Origin of the sequence: Streptomyces sp. NRRL S-920, from assembly GCF_000717945.1 — a bacterium.
In the GTDB taxonomy this organism is placed as follows: Bacteria; Actinomycetota; Actinomycetes; order Streptomycetales; family Streptomycetaceae; genus Streptomyces; species Streptomyces alboniger.
Genome location: NZ_JODF01000011.1, coordinates 76,434 through 92,972 on the forward strand (window position 1 = coordinate 76,434; position 16,539 = coordinate 92,972).

Annotated in this window: 14 protein-coding genes; 7 read left to right on the forward strand and 7 right to left on the reverse strand. The window is 68.5% G+C overall.

Translation table 11 applies throughout. The annotated features are described in order from the left end of the window. The first annotated feature begins 5 nt into the window (after positions 1–5). The 3 genes from IG54_RS0110845 to IG54_RS0110855 are packed head-to-tail and all read left to right on the forward strand — an operon-like array spanning position 6 to position 6,633. Positions 6–1,118 carry a hypothetical protein gene (locus IG54_RS0110845; protein WP_030780640.1) on the forward strand — a complete coding sequence of 371 codons (1,113 nt, stop codon included), beginning with the start codon at positions 6–8 and terminating at the stop codon, positions 1,116–1,118. Then, on the forward strand, positions 1,115–5,170 hold the full coding sequence (eccCb, locus tag IG54_RS0110850; RefSeq protein ID WP_051819422.1) for a type VII secretion protein EccCb: 4,056 nt from the start codon (positions 1,115–1,117) through the stop codon (positions 5,168–5,170). Before IG54_RS0110845 ends, eccCb begins: the two co-directional genes overlap by 4 nt. Further along, positions 5,167–6,633, forward strand: a complete 1,467-nt coding sequence (locus tag IG54_RS0110855; RefSeq protein ID WP_030780645.1) for a DUF6177 family protein — start codon at positions 5,167–5,169, stop codon at positions 6,631–6,633. The genes eccCb and IG54_RS0110855 overlap by 4 nt, the downstream gene beginning before the upstream one ends. Before the next feature lies 1 nt (position 6,634). Here IG54_RS0110855 and tgmC read toward each other — a convergent pair whose 3' ends face one another. The 5 genes from tgmC to IG54_RS41265 all read right to left on the reverse strand — a co-directional run bounded on the left by tgmC (position 6,635) and on the right by IG54_RS41265 (position 11,928). Then, positions 6,635–7,759 (reverse strand): ATP-grasp peptide maturase system methyltransferase, encoded by a 1,125-nt coding sequence (tgmC, locus tag IG54_RS0110860; protein ID WP_030780648.1) that lies wholly within the window; start codon positions 7,757–7,759, stop codon positions 6,635–6,637. 175 nt (positions 7,760–7,934) lie between these two features. Then, the gene (ltrA, locus tag IG54_RS0110865; protein ID WP_030780650.1) at positions 7,935–9,692 is read right to left on the reverse strand and encodes a group II intron reverse transcriptase/maturase; all 1,758 of its coding nucleotides are present in this window, start codon (positions 9,690–9,692) and stop codon (positions 7,935–7,937) included. A gap of 718 nt (positions 9,693–10,410) precedes the next feature. Then, on the reverse strand, positions 10,411–11,253 hold the full coding sequence (locus IG54_RS43560; RefSeq protein WP_324615412.1) for an MvdC/MvdD family ATP grasp protein: 843 nt from the start codon (positions 11,251–11,253) through the stop codon (positions 10,411–10,413). After that, a complete protein-coding gene (gene tgmA / locus IG54_RS0110875) occupies positions 11,253–11,519 on the reverse strand; it encodes a putative ATP-grasp-modified RiPP (RefSeq protein WP_030780655.1) in 267 nt (88 codons plus the stop codon). Before tgmA ends, IG54_RS43560 begins: the two co-directional genes overlap by 1 nt. 259 nt (positions 11,520–11,778) lie before the next feature. Then, complete coding sequence (locus IG54_RS41265; RefSeq protein ID WP_234336098.1) at positions 11,779–11,928, reverse strand: hypothetical protein; 150 nt, start codon at positions 11,926–11,928, stop codon at positions 11,779–11,781. A 411-nt stretch (positions 11,929–12,339) separates the two neighbouring features. Here IG54_RS41265 and IG54_RS39205 point away from each other — a divergent pair, with 411 nt between their 5' ends. Next, positions 12,340–13,170, forward strand: coding sequence for a helix-turn-helix transcriptional regulator (locus tag IG54_RS39205; RefSeq protein ID WP_078593965.1), 831 nt, complete (start codon positions 12,340–12,342; stop codon positions 13,168–13,170). A 32-nt stretch (positions 13,171–13,202) separates the two neighbouring features. On the opposite strand, the gene IG54_RS41965 is transcribed toward IG54_RS39205, so the two are convergent. Continuing rightward, positions 13,203–13,376, reverse strand: coding sequence for a hypothetical protein (locus IG54_RS41965; protein WP_158708850.1), 174 nt, complete (start codon positions 13,374–13,376; stop codon positions 13,203–13,205). Between the two features lie 194 nt (positions 13,377–13,570). On the opposite strand from IG54_RS41965, the gene IG54_RS0110895 reads away from it, so the two are divergent. Next, complete coding sequence (locus IG54_RS0110895; RefSeq protein WP_030780658.1) at positions 13,571–14,098, forward strand: NUDIX domain-containing protein; 528 nt, start codon at positions 13,571–13,573, stop codon at positions 14,096–14,098. Positions 14,099–14,727: 629 nt separating this feature from the next. Here IG54_RS0110895 and IG54_RS0110900 read toward each other — a convergent pair. Beyond that, a complete protein-coding gene (locus IG54_RS0110900; protein ID WP_158708851.1) occupies positions 14,728–15,219 on the reverse strand; it encodes a hypothetical protein in 492 nt (163 codons plus the stop codon). Between the two features lie 250 nt (positions 15,220–15,469). On the opposite strand from IG54_RS0110900, the gene IG54_RS0110905 reads away from it, so the two are divergent. Together IG54_RS0110905 and IG54_RS0110910 are read left to right on the forward strand one after the other, a co-directional pair. Beyond that, on the forward strand, positions 15,470–15,925 hold the full coding sequence (locus tag IG54_RS0110905) for a hypothetical protein (protein ID WP_234336104.1): 456 nt from the start codon (positions 15,470–15,472) through the stop codon (positions 15,923–15,925). After that, entirely contained in the window at positions 15,922–16,512 is a 591-nt protein-coding gene (locus IG54_RS0110910; RefSeq protein ID WP_030780666.1) for a hypothetical protein, read from the forward strand. Before IG54_RS0110905 ends, IG54_RS0110910 begins: the two co-directional genes overlap by 4 nt. Positions 16,513–16,539: the final 27 nt, after the last annotated feature.

Here is a 16,539-nt window from a genome sequence, read left to right on the forward strand (position 1 = left end):
TCGGCATGGCTCACGACGACGACTGGCAGCGGAACATGTTGAGGGAGCTGGGGGCGAGCGGCGCTCCCGGAGCCGAACCCCCCGCCGCATTCCGCCGGACGGATGGTGAACCTGCTGTGGAGCCACGGCAGGCTCCTCGGCCGACGGGTCCCGCCCACCCCGTACGCACCGGCGCCCGCGACCCTCGTATCCCGCCGGCCACCCCGGAGTCCGTCCCTACGGTCGACCCACGTCTGACGCGCGCCCTCGGGAGCCCGCAGCACGGCGATTCCGCGGTCCGGCGAACCGGGCGTTCCTTGCGCAAGCTGACCGCGTCGGTGGGACATGAGGTCGCCGAGCAGACCCGGCTCGCCCGCGAAGTACAGCAGCCGGTGACCACGGGGCGGGTCATCGCGGTGACTTCCATCCGCGGCGGGGTCGGCAAGTCCACCGTCTCCGCGGTGCTCGCCCGTACCTTCAACCACTACCGGCACGACCCCGTCCTCGCCCTGGAGGCCGACGCCGCGCTCGGCACCCTCCCGGTCCGGCTCGGCGCCGAGTCCGTGCGCTGGTCCTGCGCGGACCTCGCCCCGATCCTCGACCCGGCCATGCGGCTCACCGACGTCACCGGCTATCTGGTCCCCGTGGCCGACGGCGGCTGGCTGCTGCCCGCGAGCCAGGGCAGGGTCGGCGCCCCGCTGGACGTCCTCACCTACCGCACGGTCACCCTCGCGCTGCGCCGCTACTTCGCCGTCACGGTGGTCGACTGCGAGACCCTGCCCGGCGAAGTGGCCCGCACTGCGATGGACACCGCCCACGCCCGGGTGGTGGTGGCCCCGATGACCGCCGAGGGCGTGGGTGGCACCCGCGTCGTGCTGGACTGGCTGGCCCAGCTGCCGCACTCGGCCCTGGCCACCACCGTGGTCGCGCTGTCCGCCGCCTCCCCCGATACGACGCTGGACGTGAAGGCAGCCGCCGCACATCTGCGGGAAACCGGGGCGGCCGTCGTCGCCCTGCCCTACGACCGTCACCTGGCCCAGGGAGGCCCCATCCACACCGGCATGCTCGCCCAGCACTCCCGTGAGGCCTCCGTGCGGCTGGCCGCGGAGACGATGGAGCGGGCGGTGCGGGTGCGATGACCCAGCATCTCGTCCACCGCCCGGCCCGCTCCACCCGCCCGCCCCAGCCGGCCGGGCAGCGCACCATCGAGCCGCCACCGAACCTGCCCGAGGGCAAGATGGGCAATGCCGCCACCGCGCTGCTTCCCATGGCCGGTGTCATGGGCTCGGTGGTGATGATGACCGTCATCCGCAACAGCCAGTTCGCCGCGGTCGGCGCGATCGTCCTCGTCTTCGCGCTGCTCGGGGCGGTGGCTCTGTTCCTTTCACAGCGCGGGAAGGCCCAGCGCACCCGGCGCACGCAGCGCGAGCGGTATCTGGAGTACGTCGAGGAGCAGCGCGAGGAACTGGCAGCGGCGGAGCGGGAGGCGCGCGACCGGGCGCGGCTGCTGAACCCGCCGCCCCTCGCCCTGTACGACCTGGTGCGCGATCCTGCCCGGCTGTGGGAGCGGCGTCGGCTCGACGCGGACTTCCTTCAGGTGCGGCTCGGCACCGGCGACGTACCCGTCGAGGCGCTCGTCATCGGGCAGAACTCCACCACCAACGTCCTCACCCCGCCCGACCCGTTCATGCTGAACGAAGCACGGGCGCTCCAGCACCGGTTCACCACCGCCACCGACTTCCCGCTGACCGCACCGCTGGACCGGGCAGGCAATGTCAGCGTCGTCGGTGATCGTGAGGGCGTACTGCGGGTGGCACGGGCCCTGCTGATACAGACCTCCGTGACGCACGCCCCCGATGACGTGGCGATCGCCCTCGCGGTTCCGGGTGAGGGCCTCGGAGAGTGGGAGTGGGCGAAGTGGCTGCCCCACGTCCTGGACGTACTGGAGAGCGACGGCCCCGTCGCGGCACGGCGGATCGCGCCGAGTCCGGCGGCGCTGGCCCGCCGGTGCGCCCATGACCTGCGGCGCCGTGCCTCGTATGCCGCAGAGGTGCGGCGCGGCCTGTCCGACAGGGACGCCCTGCGGGTGTCCGACCGGCTCCTGGTCGTGAGTGACGAGTACGGGCGGAACGCGGCCGAACTCCCCCGGCCCGACAGTGCGGTGGGCCTGCCCGCCATGGGTGTGACCGTGCTGCACCTGCTGGAGCGGCAGATCCACGAACCGGACGAGGTCAGCGTGCGCATCACGGTCAACGGTGATCAGGTCACCGTCGAGGACCTGCGTGTTCCCGGCACCCTGCCCGTCCGCGGCACCGCGGACGCCGTGAGCATCGCGGTCGCCGAAGGCCTGGCACGGTTGCTGGCTCCGCTACGGCTGTCGGCCGAGTCGGCCGCCGACGAGGGTGCGCCGATCTCCGGACCCGTGGACTTCCCCCAGCTCCTCGGCGTCGAGGACCCCGCCGCCCTCGACGTGGACCGACTGTGGGCGTCACGCGGCGAACGCGACTTCCTGCGTGTCCCCATCGGTCTCGACGACCGTCACGAACCGGTCCTGTTGGACCTCAAGGAGTCCTCCGAGCTGGGCATGGGCCCGCACGGTCTGTGCGTGGGCGCCACCGGTTCCGGCAAGAGCGAACTCCTGCGCACCCTGATCCTGGCCCTCACCGCCACCCACTCCCCCGAGGACCTCGCGCTCGTCCTGGTCGACTACAAGGGCGGCGCCACATTCGCCCCCTTCGCCGAACTCCCGCACGTGGCGGGGGTCATCACGAACCTGGAGAACAGCAGCGGGCTCGTCGAGCGCGTCCACACCAGCCTCGCCGGTGAGGTCAAACGCCGTCAGCAGGTCCTCAAGGACGCCGGGAACGTGGCCGACATCGGCCACTACGCGGCCCTGCGCGGCAAACGCCCCGAACTCGGTCTTGAGGCCCTGCCCCATCTGTTCGTCGTCATCGACGAGTTCGGTGAACTCCTCACCGCCAAGCCCGACTTCATCGACCTGTTCCTCTCTATCGGTCGCATCGGCCGTTCCATCGGCGTGCACCTGCTGCTCGCCAGTCAGCGCATCGAGTCGGGCAAGCTGAAGGGCCTGGAGACCTACCTCTCCTACCGGCTCGGCCTGCGCACCTTCTCCGCCGACGAGTCCCGTACCGTCCTGGACACGGTGGACGCCTTCCAGCTTCCTCCGCTGCCCGGCTTCGGCTACCTCAAGGTCGACACCTCCACCTACGAACGCTTCAAGGCCGGATACGTATCCGGCGCCCACCGCGGCCCCGCTCTCCACGAGCGGTCCGCGGACGAACCGCTCGCCTGGCCCTACCCCACCTTCAACACGGAACAGGACCTCGAGGCCGACGCACCACTGGAACCCACCACGCGCGAGCGCGAGACCGGCCCCACCGTTCTCTCGATGATGGTTGGCCGGCTGACCGGCGCCGCGCCCCCGGTGCGCCGCATCTGGCTGCCCCCGCTGCCTGACGCCCTCACCCTCGACCAGGCCGCCGGACCCGTCCGGGCCTCCGCCCACGGCCTGCACCTGGCCCAGCACAGCGGTCCGATGTGCGTCCCCCTCGGGCTCCTGGACGATCCCGCCCAGCAGTGGCAGGCCCCCTGGCACCTGGACCTGACCGTCGCCGGCGGGCACACCGCCGTCATCGGCGGCCCCCAGTCCGGCAAGACCACCCTGCTCCGCACCCTGGCCCTCTCGCTGGCCCTGACCCACACCCCGGCCGACGTCGCCGTGTACGGCCTCGACCTGGTGGGCGGCGGACTCTCCGCGCTGTCCGGGCTGCCGCACGTCGGTGGCATCGCGGGCCGCGCCGACCACGAGCGCGCCGCCCGCACCGTCGCCGAGGTCCGCGCTCAACTCGCCGCCCGGGAGGAACTCTTCCGCGCCCACGGCATCGACTCCGTGGACCAGCTCCGGCGCCTGCGCGCCCAGGGTGGCCTCACCGAACTGAACTCCACCGACGTCGTCCTGCTCATCGACGGATTCGGCGCGGTGCGCGACGAGTTCACCGACCTCGACGACACCGTCGCCGACCTCCTCAAGCGCGGCAGCGGCTACGGCATCCACGTCGTGGCCGGAATGCTGCGCTGGAACGACGTACGCATCGCCACCCAGTCCATGTTCGGAAGCCGTGTCGAACTGCGCCTCAACGACCCCTCCGACTCCTCCATCGACCGCAAGCTCTCCGAGACGCTCTCCCCCGACACCCCGGGCCGGGCCCTGACCGACGGCAAGCTCTTCGCGCAGGTGGCGCTGCCTCGCATCGACGGCCTGGCCACCACCGGTGACATCGCCTCCGCCCTCGAACAGGCCGCCCGCACCGCCCGGGCCACCTGGCACGGCGAACTCGCCGCCCCCGTACGCGTGTTGCCCGCCCGCCTGCCCGCCGCCCAGCTGCTCTCCGCCGCCGCCGAACCGGCCCGCATCCCGCTCGGCGTGGACCAGGACGCCCTCGCCCCCGCGCTCCTGGATCTCTTCGGGACCGACCAGCATCTGCTGATCCTCGGCGACAACGAATGCGGCAAGACCAACCTTGTGAAACTCATCTCCCGGCAGCTCGTCGACCGCCACACCGACAAGGACCTCGTCTTCGGCGTCTTCGACCCCCGCCGCGGCCTGCGCGGCCACATTCCCGAGCCCTACCGCGGCGGATACGCCCACAACGCCAAGCTCGCCGCAGCCCTCGCCACCGGCATCGCGGGCGAACTCGAAAAGCGGCTGCCCGAGACCGCCGACCCGGACACGCTCGCCGACGGGCCCACCTTCACCGGACCCCGCATCGTGATCCTCATCGACGACTACGACATCCTCACCACCGCCGGCCAACAACCCCTCGCCGCGTTCCTGCCCTACATCTCCTCGGCCCAGGACGTCGGCCTGCACTTCATCGTGACCCGCCGCGTCGCCGGGGCCTCCCGCGCCCTGTACGACCCGTTCCTGAGCACCCTGCGCGAAACCGGCGCCACCGCCCTGCTCATGACCGGCGACCGCACGGAAGGCCAGCTCTTCCCTGGGCTGTACGCCTCGGCCCAACCGCCCGGGCGTGGCACCCTCGTCCGCCGCGGACGCCGCCACCAACTCATCCAGACCGCCTTGACGGCAGAGCCGGACCGAGCACCGGACTCCGAATCGCCACCGGCACCGGCACCGGCACCGGAATCGGAAGAAGCAGAGCGCCCGTGACCAAGGACGTCATCACCCTCACCCCCGACATGCCCAGTGTCGACACCATCCTCGCGGGCCTCTTCGCGGGCGGCCCCGACCTGGGCGTCAGCACCGTGGCCCAAGGCCCCGTCGTCCAGCTCTGCGCGCCCGACGGTCACCCGCTGGTCTCGATCGAAGCGCCCCAGCTCGTCCACGTCCCCAGCGAGGCCGGGCGCCTCCTGGGCAGTCAAGTACCGATCCCTCAGGGCCCGTTCTGGTGGACAGAGGCCCGCGCCACCACCGCCGTCCCCGAAGCGGCACGGCTGGCCGGCTCCTTCGCGGGACGCGTCGCCGCCGTCCTCGGCGGCGCCGTCTGGCCCCCCGACGCCGCCCACACCGACGTCGTCCCCCTCACCACCGACACCACCAAGCTCCCGGCCCCGGCCGCCACCTCGGCTCCGGCCCTGGACCTCGTCACGGCCCAGGCCGTCGTGGTCATGCAGGACCGCCCCGTCGTCGCCATGACGACCTGGCTCACCGAAGCCGTGCGCACCGCCGCCGGGACCGACCGCGCCTTCCAGCTCCTCACCCCATCCCACACCCGCCTCACCCTCCCCGCTCGCGACGCCCTTCGCGCCCACCCCAACCGCTGGGTCGTCCAGGATCCCGACTGCGGCTACTACGACGGACTCGGCGGGGCCCAACTCCACTGGAATGACGGAGCGTTCAACCCCGTACGGGACGAGGACGGCAACGCCCGCCGCGCCCCCGCCTTCCAACCCGCCTCCGCCTCCACCGGCACCGGCACGGGAACAGGCACGGGTGAACGCCAGCTCACCCTCTCCCTGCACACCACGCACCCCGCCACCGAGGACCTCACCCTCGGACACGCCCTAGAGGCCGCCTTCCACCACCTCACCGGCAGGCCGCCCGCCGGTTGGAACACCGCCGAGCCCATCGCCCTCCCCTGGTCCACCCGCCAGCTGACCGACCTCGCCCGGAATCGCGCCCCGAAACCCACCTGGCTCGCCGTCATCGGCCACCCCGACCGCCCGGCCATCGCCACCCTCCGCATCACCCGCACCCCCGCGGGTGTCGAGGAACACGCCACCCTCACCCTCGGCCACGCGTCCGGCGAAAGACTGCCTCTGGACGCCGTCACGCCCCTCGTCGAAACCCTCGCCGCCGAGCACAACCTCACGTCCATGCTCACCACGCTCCGTACCGCCCGCCGCGAGCTGACCGTCCCGCCGCACTTCGAGCCGCTCCCGAGCCCCCTCACCTTCACGCTCGGCCCCCACGCCGTACACGACATCGGCCTCGCCCACGCCGGCCGCCCGCCACTGGCCCTGCACCCCGTCCCCCTCGGCCCGGCCGCGCGTCCCGCGCTGCATTACCCCCTCGGCGACGGCACCGACCCCAAGGCCTGGACCACGTTCCAGCAGCTCAGCGCTCACCTCAAGAGCGCCCCCGGAGCGAGCGGGCGCCCTTCTGATCGGTAGGTCAGACCGGCAGGTTCCAGGAGCGGCCCTTGGGTGTTCCCAGCCACACGCGTTGGGTGCCGTCCGGGTCCACGGTCAGGCCGAGGTCCGAGTGTGGGGGTGAGCCCGCGCCCTGCCAGGCGGTGAGTGCGTCTTCCACCTGATCCCAGAGGCGAAGAGGGCCGTGCTGGTGCACCGTCCAGCCGCATCCGTCCGGTTCGGTCCACGCCTGTGATCCGGTGGCGACGTCAACGAGGACCACGCCCGTGCCGGTGGTCATGAGTTCGGCGGACGGTGCGGTGAGCTGAGCGAGGAACTGTCCTGTCCAGTCTTGCAGGAGTGCGGGGTTCACGCGGGTGGCGCGGGTGTGGCCGGGATGCTGCTGGAAGGTGGGTCGGGGTGGGCGTTCGTGGGGGCGGGCGAGCATGTAGCTGACCTGGTCGGGGTGGAAGCGGCCGGTGGCGGTGCCGTCGTCCTGGACGGTGAGGCGGACGAGTCCGGAGGCGAGCATCCATCCGCTGATGGTGGTGGTGATGGTTCCGCCGGCGCGTACTTGGTACAACCACGCTGTAGGGATGTGGCGGACGGCGCAGGTGGCCACGATGTGGTCGTATTCGGAGTCGTCCTTGTGTCCGGCGAGGCCGTCGCCGGTAATCAGCGTGCGGTGATACCCGGCGGCGTGGAGGTGGTCGGCCGCCGCGGCGGCCAAGCCCGGGTCGTACTCGATGGAGTACACGTCGTTGTCGCCGAGGCGGCTGCACAGGATGGCGGTGGAATAGCCGGTGCCGGTGCCGACTTCCAGCACCTTGTGACCCTCGCTGATCCCGGCGACGTCGAGCATGCGCACGATCAGGGAGGGCAGTGTGCTGGACGAGGTGGGGCGACCGGTGACAGGTCCGGTGGCATCGACCGCGGTGGTGCCGTCGACCTGGGTGACCCAGGTGGTGTCCTGGTAGACGAGCCTCAGCCACATTCCGGGGTCGATCCGTTCGCGGTGCACGGGGGTCCACTGGCGGCCGTCGAACTGGAACAGGCCGTTGCCCAGGAAGAGTTCACGGGGCACCGTTTGGAGGGCTGTGCGCCATGCCGGGTCGTCCACGGGGACAGCGGCGGCGAGTTGGCGGCGCAGGTCGGCGGGGTCGGTCATGCGAGGGCTCCATGCTGTAGGCGGTCGGCGATGGCGTGCTTGATGGGAGTAGTGATGTGGTCGGGGAACCAGGCCCAGTCGGGTAGCCGGAGCCCATTGCTGGACCCCGGCCCCCTCAGAACCGGACGTGCGACTTTCACCGCATCCGGCTCAAGCAAGCCACAGAGGCGTGCAGTTATACGTTCTGGCTGTTCTTCCTGCCATCGTTCGCGTGGTGCTGAGAGTGGCATTCGGAGTGCACGAGGCGGAGGTTTGATCGAGCATTCGACCCGCCGTCGCGTCGGTAGATGAGGTGGTGGCGGTGGAGCCGCCGCCTCATCGCGTCGAACCAGTCGATCCACTCCCGTGGATTGTCCGGTTCGTACTCGGCACCGGTGATCAACGTCTCCCCGCACATAGGGCAGACTCCCTTCTGGCGCCAGGCCAGGGAGAGACTTGTCTTGTCCATGGGAGGCGGTGTCTTGGTGCGCCGCCGCTTGGCCCAGTAGTCGCGTACCGCCGGATCGTCCGGAGACGCGGCACCCCTGACCATCTGGTGTCGGACGATCTTCGTCCAGCCGAACTTGGGGAGGTAGGCACCGCTGACGCGGTTGCCGAACACCCACTTGTCGTTTCTGGTCTTTTCGAACCTCCCGAAGTACCGGGTCACGACCCAGTTCTTCGATTTCTTGGGATGGCTGTGCTTTGCCCACTTGTAGAGGATTCGCCACATGTGGGTATCCAGCGCTTCAAACACTTCGCTGGAGACAGCGTTCCGGTAGTACGCCGACCAGCCCCTAACTATGGGGACGAGCCTGCGCAAGATGGCCTCGGTGTTGGCACCGCGCAGTGCACGGACCTCTTCACTGAGCCTCTTCCGGATTCTCCCCTGCGCCGCCTTGCTCGGTTTGATGATCAGTTTCTTGCCGAACCTTCGGATGGTGTAGCCGAGAAAGTCGAACCCATCCGCGGCATGGATGATCCTAGTCTTCTCGGCATTGAAGCTGAGACCTCTGGGTTTCAGCCAATCTTCCAGTTCGGCCCTGACCTTGGCCGCCTCTTCCCTGCTGTGACACATGGCCACGAAGTCATCGGCATACCTCACCAGCACCGGAGTGCCCGCTACCGAATAGGACTTACGTCCCTTAACGGTCCTGTACAGGCACCCTGCGGCCTCCTCCATCCCGTGAAGGGCAATGTTCAGCAGCAGCGGACTGATCACGCCCCCTTGCGGGGTTCCCTCTTCCGTCGGCGAGAACCTTCGATTCTCAATCACGCCAGCCTTGAGCCATTTCACGATGAGACCCCTCGCAGGGAACTCGCCGATCATCATCATCAGATGGGCGTGGTCGATCTTGTCGAAGGCCGCCGACAGGTCGGCATCCAGAATCCATTGCCTCTTCGGCTCATACCCGACGCCGGAGAGAGTGTTGAAAATGGACTGGATCGCATCGTGACAGCCACGGCCAGGACGAAATCCGTATGACCGCATCTCGAACTGAGCCTCCCACTCAGGTTCCAGTGCATTCTTGACACGCGCCTGCATGGCACGGTCTCGAATCACCGGGATGCCCAGTGGGCGCTTCTTTCCATTGCTCTTCGGGATATACACCCGCTTGACCGGTCGAGATCGCCAGGGCTGGGATGAGGCTTGTAAGCCCATCGCCAGTTGGGCACGTCCATGGGGTGTGAGTGCCCGTTCCCCGTCGATCCCCGCCGTCTTGCGGCCAGTGCTCTGCTGCGTCACACGTCGCACACTGATGAGCGTGTTGCTCCGCGAGCGCAGCATGAGCTTCTGAAGGTTGCGTACCTTCTTCCAGTCGTTTTCCTGCACAGCCTTGAAGATGCGCTGCCGAAGGCGCCGTACGTTCTCTTCCTCTTTGGCCCAGTCGATGCTGTGCCAGTCGAGATCGAGGTCGTCCTGCGGTCCGTTCATCTCGGTCGCGTGACGCATACTCACCACGTCACCCTTCCTCGACGTCCAACTTGTCCGCTGGGTTCCGATGTCTTCGCAGGGGTACTCCAAAGGCTCACCTGACCCACGTGGGCGCTCTTTCGAGCCGGGCTACTTGAACCCGTGTCCGGCGGGTTATGGAGACGGCAGTGAAGGTACCGCATGCCCCTTTTCCCCTTTCCTTTCGGAGTGCCGGCCTTAGCTTCTTGGGTCATCCTGTTCCCACAGGGAGTTGGTCCTTCCTTGCGGTCGGCTTACCGGAGTAGCCTCCGGACCCTGTTGGGGTTTCCACGTTCCGCACGCACAACATGCGACTGGGGTGGGTTCCTCTTTAATCCCGGGACCAACGGTGCCCTACTCCCCGGTGGACAAACCCCGGAGGCCGTCTGATGCCTTCCAGCATCGGGTCCTGCGTCTGCCGCTTGCTAACCATCAAGCAGATTCCCGATAACGAGACGTCAACAGAGGTTCGCTTGCGCTAACCCGTCCAGTCTTCCCCTCGCCTGTGGCTTCCAGATGGCCTGGATGCCCTTGGGCTTTATGCTCAGCTTCACACCTCTCCGTTACCGGAAGACGCATGTGAGCATGGGGACGGACCTTGGGCACTAGTCCGGATCCAGCATTTCCGTTTCTCCCTTCAAACGCAGATCAGTTGTTTCGTGCGGCTTCGTGTCGCACTTGACCGTTGGGGTTGCACTCATACCAGTGCCAGACGCCATCACGGTCCAGACCGAAGTCGAAGGCGCCGAAGCTGAGTCCGAAAGCTTCGAGGTAGGCGCGCACTCCTCTGGCGATGGCCGGGGGGACGGGCACGGGGGCGTAAGAGAGCCGGTCGTAGTGGCGGCGCCAGCCACGCCAGGTGAACCGTCGATACGGACGGCGGTGAGGTAGTCGCCGACGGCAGTGAGGCGGATGTCGGCGGACTTGCTGACGCGCTGCTGGAAGAGGTGCGCGGTGTGACGTAGACGGTCGTCGACCTGATCTGGGATGACGTCCTCGATCCACACGGTGAGCGGGCGGCCGGTGTCATCGGTGTACTCGGTTTCCCTGAGCGGCTTGTAGAGGACCGGCCCGTGTTCGGCGGCAAAGGTGCGGGCGCGCTCGGGGTCGTGGTGATGAGCGTGGGCGGCACGGTGAAGCCGCAGGTGGCAGCCGTGGCCAGTTGCACTGGCTTGTACTCGGCGTCCCGGTTGCGCCATGGGTGGTTCAGGTAGTGCGCGCCGGGGAGAGCGGCGAGGATGCCGCCGAGGCCGTAGCGGGCTTCTTCGACGGCCCACCGCCCGGTCTGCTCGTCCATGGCAAGGTCGGCGGCGTAGGGGGTGGGCCGCCGCCAGTACACCGAGCGAACGTTCCCCAGGTCGACGCTCCGGGACGCGGTGGCGATGGTGCCGCCGGTCCCGATGGCGGCGAAGGTGCCCGACAGGGTCACCTCGCGGGGAAAGTCGCCGGGGTCCAGGCGGACCACTGGCACGCGACGCTGGTCCAGTTCGGTGATCACTTCATCCGCAGTCGCGTCGTCCAGGCGCGTGACGACGAGGACGGGCGGCCCACCCACAGCCATCAGTCAGAGTCCCCGTTCTGGTCGCTGCCCTGGTCCGGGGTGCCGTCCAGACTGGTCTTCGTGCTCGTCTCCTGCGACGTCTCCGACCGCTTGTGCTTGGCCTCCGCCGTCAGCGGTGCGCCGTCGGGGCCGACCCACGCGGGGACCTGCGTGTGCGGGTCGAGGACGGGCCGGGCAGCGGAGAGGACGGCCGCAGTCGGGTAGGGCCGCATGCGTCCGAGTCCCCAGGGCTTGACCTGAACCAGTGACGTCAAGGGCTGTTGCATGAGTCTCCTCGTCTCTCAGGTGGTCCGACAGCGGCAGTCGCCGCCCAGGGCTTCCGGACGGCGAGAGGGCTCAGCCGGGGCAATTCGTGTGAACGAGCGTTGTGCCCCGGCCAGGAGGTAGTTGGCCTATCCGCCCCAAGGGATAGGGCGCGCGCGTTGCGATCTCCCTCGCGCTTGAGGGACTGCCGCGCACAGCGGCAGGGAGGGCTATGGGGGACGGGTCCGGCGTGGCGAGAGCCGCAGCATGCGGCCCGGCCGATCATTGGTGGCCGACCTTGATCGCGATCTCGGCCCAGACCCGCTTGCCCCAGGGAAGGAGATCGGTCCCCCAGCGGTCGGAGAGGGCGTCGACCAGGAGGAGTCCACGGCCGCCGATGGCGTCTGGTCCAACGATGTGCAGCTCGGGCATGCGGCGGGACTAGATCAGGAACGTGCCAGTCTCTGCGGTGTCCTGGTCCATGCCCCACTCCGCGCATGCCTCGCGGACTATCTGACGCGCCACTGGAACACTGGTGGCCTCGCTCACGAGGGTGGCGCTCTGGCGCGGATATTGCCCTGGACTCACTCGCTCGTTGGTCATGGTCATCGTCACGCCTTGATCTGGGCGGCTGGGGAATGCCCCGCCTGCGTGCCTCGGGGGGAGAAGCCTGCGTGCGGGGCGACGCCGAGGTGCATGCACAGGCGCGTCTCCCGGCGGCTGACAGCCAGTCAACGCGCGGAGGAGAGGACGGGGAGACTCCAGAAGGTGGCTCCAACGCGAAGTCAGGTCAGCGACGTTGGCCCTGCCATCGGTTCCATTCGCTACTCCGGGGAGTCGCAGATGGGCCGTCTGTCACCGGACCCGCGTGAGGTCGTCTCCGGTCTGTTCGGAGATGAACGCCTGCTCCATGCGTGCGCCGAGCGGGACATGGGCGCGGTGTTCCGGATGCTCAATGCGCGCGGTGTCAGTACGCGGCGCATCGCCGCCGCAGTCGACATCACGCAGGGGCGGCTGTACGACTACATGAACGGCAAGAGCCGGGTGGAGAAGCTGACCCTGTTCGAGCAGATCTCCGACGCCTTCCACGTCCCCGGCCGTCTGCTGGGGCTGGCTCGCCGCTCGTGGGAGCCCGCGCCTGCGACCGCCGAACACGAGCGGACGGACCGGCCGCCGCCGGACGGTGACGACCTGGTGGCGATGGATCACTTCCGCAGCGCAGACCGGCAGACCGGCGGCGGCAGGTTGTACGGGGCTGTCGTCCGGCACCTGTCGGACCGGGTGGCACCCCGGCTGGTCGACATCGGCAGCGGTCCGCAGGTGTTCGCCGCCGCAGCCGCCCTGACCGAGATGGCGGGCTGGATGGGTCATGACTCCGGTCATGACGACCGCGCGGCCCAGCATTTCACCCGCGCGCTCCCTCTGGCCCGCGCCTCTGGTGACCTCCCATTGGCCACGCACGTCGCTGCGAGCAGCGCCCACCTTGCCCTTGAGGCCGGGGATGCGGCCGGTGCTGTCGGCTGGGCGCGGACCGGGCTCGAACTGGCAGCGCAGGGGCCTCGGATTCCCGCGCTGACGGCGCGGCTGCACTCCATGCAGGCGCGTGCGCTGGCGGTCGCGTCCCAGCGCACCGCGACCTGGCGGCTTCACCCGCTGCCGATCACCCATGGCTGAGCCCGTTCGACGCCGCCGCGCTGGCCAGCGAGTCAGCTCTGACCCTGCGTGACCTGGATCAGTACGACGAGGCATTGACGCATGCCGAACAAGCTGTTGCGCTGCGCGAGGCGGCCCGGGCGCGGTCCCTGGCTCTCAGCCGGATCAGCCTGGTGGACATCCACGTGCGCCGGGGTGACCTGGACGCCGCGGTGAGCGTCGGCCACGACCTGCTCGGTACAAGCCCGACTCTCGGGTCGGTCCGTGTGGTGCAGCAGCTTGACGGGCTACGACGGCTGCTGGAACCACACCGGGGGTACCGGCCGGTCCGGGAGTACCTGGCGCGGTTCGATGATGCACGCCGCGCCAGAATGCTCCTGCTGGCCGATCTGATTCCGCCGCCCCCGAGAGGCACCACCGCATGGAGCCCACAGCACCCGATCCCGCCGACACCGACGCGTGGAATGCGTACCTCGCGGAGGGCAACGCCAAGCAGGCCCGCAAACGCGTGGCGGCCGATGTGCTGCTGCGGGATCCGTCCGGCTGTGTGCTCCTGGTGAACCCCACCTACAAACCGGGATGGGATCTGCCCGGCGGGATGGCGGAGGCCAACGAGCCGCCGGAGGACACCGTACGTCGTGAACTGATGGAAGAACTCGGCCTGCGCGTCTCGCTGCTCGGACTGCTGGTGGTGGACTGGGTGGCCCCGCACGGCCCTTGGGATGATCAGCTCGCGTTCATCTTCGACAGCGGCACCCCGACCGAGGACCAGATCCACCGGCTACGGCCACGAGACGACGAGCTGTCCGAAGCCGCCTTCGTCACGGCCGCCGAAGCCGCCGGCCGCCTCCGGGACCGCACCCGGCGCCGGTTCGAGCAGGCCCTGAAGGCACTGGACGCGGGACGGCCGCTGTACCTCCGAGACGGCGAGGTATGGCCGCCTTCATGACTACGTACGTAGCCGCGAGATCTCATTCGAACCGGTGCGATCCGGGGTCCCGCTGGGGGACAGACGAGCCCAGCTGTACGCCGGGGAGAGTCACCGTATCGCTATGACCTGCGCAAACGCCCTGGATGGCCACTTCCGTGGCTACCTTCGTGGCTACTTACGCTTCCCCACCGTACGGCCCGCCCAAGTTTCGCTGCCCTGACTGGCGCAGCACCAAGCAAGTGTCCGGGCTCGCAAGGCTCCCACGAGGCTGAGGCAGTGCGCCACTCCGGAGCACGCGGAGCGAACAAGCGGTGTCCAATATGTGGACACTGAGCGTGGCGTGCGTCACGCGGCCTGCAAGCGGTCGAGCTATGCGCTGACATTTCCCGAGCGAGGCGGCTCCATAATTCGAGGCTCCCGCCAGAGCAGGCGGTGCACCGTATCCCCTTGACCATCACCGCGTACTGAACGACACCGATCCAAGGCGATCAGAGTGAGTTTCGAGCATCTCCGCTACGAAAATACGGCGGCCTTCGGACCTGCATCCCGGTGGCTTCTGGATCGCCGACGGCTCGGTTACGCGACTTCGGAGGCGGGGATCTCCCAGAGGGTAAATCCCATTTTTCGAGGTCGGCTTCTCGGCTGCTTTAAAGCGCCCAGCCATTCAGCCCGACCGGCACTGACGCCCAAGTCACGCGCCCGCCGTCGTCACCCTGGTACTGCCCGAAGTCGTCGGTGAGACGGCGCACGAGGTACAGGCCCGGTTCCTCCTCGGGCTGCGGCAGCACCTGGTTCATCTCCCCGACGGTGAGCAGTGCGTGGGACCCGTCGCACGAGATCCGGCCCGACAGGTCGACGCTCGCCCGGTGTCGGGCGGTGACGTCGACCAGTTCCGCGAGCACGGCCAGGACCGATTCCGCGGCGGCCTCGGCTCCGGGGACCGCTGCCAGCATCGCCGGCAGCACCATGGCCGCGAACCGTTGCGAACGGCGCATGGCTTCTGCGGGTCCATGTTCGGGGCCGACGCGGAACTCAAGGGAGTTCTCCAGCCCGAGAAGCTGCGGTGCGCCAGCTCTCCGAGCCGAGGACGTCCGCAGGCTGGAGGTCCAGAGCAGGGGCACTGCGTCGGAGATCGTCACGGTTCGTCCCATATTCCATCGCGTTAGGTGCCCCAGGTTGGGACATGGCGAAGCATGGCCGTACCCCCCGCGGGGCGACCCTGTGTGTCATGGAGTTAACAGTGACGTAGAGTGTTTACGCAAGCCGGATCTATGCAGGAGAAGTTCCCAGGTCAGTGCGTAGACAGGGCGTAGACACACATCGCGCTCAGGGCCAACGGCGTGGACTAGAGTGGCGAAGCCATTTGTGGCATACGACGCAAAGTTGGACATGAACAACCTGGGGGCGGAGATGAGTGCTGGCGACAAGTTGGAGCCACGCACCTTGCAGGAGAAGATCAACTACCTGCTGGAGGAGACGTACCCGGATGGTGCCCCGAGCGACCGTGAATTCTGTCGGATCGTGGCGGGCCGCGGGGGCGCCTTGTCTCACAGCTACTTCGGCAAGCTCCGCAAAGGCGAGATCACCGAGGTCAGGGACGAGACCTTGAAGGCCATGGGCCTCGGCTTTGACTGTGACTGGCGCTTCTTCAAGCCGGAATCGCAGGTCGAGGCAGAAGTCGCCGCCGGGCTCCGCTTCCTGGCCGACAAGCGCGCTGGCGGTATCAGCGGGATCGCAGGGCGGGGCATTAGCGAAGAAGGGCTCCCACCCGACCTGCTCAACTTCGCCCTCGACATCATGGAGAAGGCGCGCCAGGAGGCGCAGGAACGTCCGGCTGGGACATGACGGACTCGAGTTCTTCTGGGCCGTCTCTCAGTGAGGTGCAAGAGCGGTGCAGGACGGGGCTGGCGGACCTTCCGATCCCCAACCCCTTTTCGGTGGAGCAGTTGCGGATCAACATGGAGAAAGCGCGTGGGCGCCGCATCATCATTCAGCCCATCCCTGACTCGTTGATCACCGCGAGGACGGCCTGCGGGCTGCGGATCAAGGACACCCAGTTCAGTGTCGTCCTGTACCGCGAGCGACCGTCGGCTTACTTGACCGAGCACGTCATGCTGCATGAGCTGGTCCACGAGTGGCTTGACCACGGCACCCAGCTCTCGCCCGACGAACTCCAGGCCTTGCTGCCGGCCTTCGGTCCGGGGCTGATCAAGCGCGTCCAAGCAGGCGAAGCCACTGTGCAGGCCCGCGCCAATTACCGCACGGTCGAGGAGAAGATCGCCGAACTCGGCGCCTCCCTCATCCCCCGCATGGCTCGCGACCTGCCGAGCGACGACATGCTCGGCCGCTTGGATGACACCCTCTCTCGGCCTGCCGGTGGCAGCGGCTATCGGCTAAAGCGTCGTCTTCGCAACCTTTTCCGCCGTTCGTAACGCAAGGACCCCCGTGCTCGACATAGC